The sequence below is a fragment of the Pantoea sp. Ft-CA_14 genome, assembly GCF_024520875.1.
GTDB classification, from domain to species: Bacteria; Pseudomonadota; Gammaproteobacteria; order Enterobacterales; family Enterobacteriaceae; genus Pantoea; species Pantoea agglomerans.
In genome coordinates this window covers 1-241 of sequence record NZ_JALNPM010000056.1, presented here as the reverse complement: position 1 = coordinate 241, position 241 = coordinate 1, and the positions used below count along the sequence as shown (strand labels likewise).

Below are 241 nucleotides of genomic sequence, written 5' to 3'. Positions count from 1 at the left end.
AAACCACTGCGGCGTGGCACGGAAAATAATCGGGGTTTTGTGACGCCAGCAGTGCGGGTAGCTGTGCAGCAGTTTTTCAACATGCAGCAGGGCACCCTTCTCTTTCAGCAGTTCAACGATCATGTCGTTGGCTTTAAAGACGTTGATGCCGTCAAGACCGGGATAAGTCCCTGGCAGGTAGGCGCCATCGGGGCCGACAGGATTCGCCGTCTCCAGACCATATTTCTGACCAATCACGTAG

1 protein-coding gene is annotated in these 241 nt (G+C 54.4%); it reads right to left on the bottom strand.

Annotated elements, in window-relative coordinates; translation table 11 throughout:
- A partial coding sequence (locus NR195_RS22835; RefSeq protein ID WP_256844941.1) for a class I tRNA ligase family protein occupies positions 1-241 on the bottom strand: 241 nt, incomplete at both ends.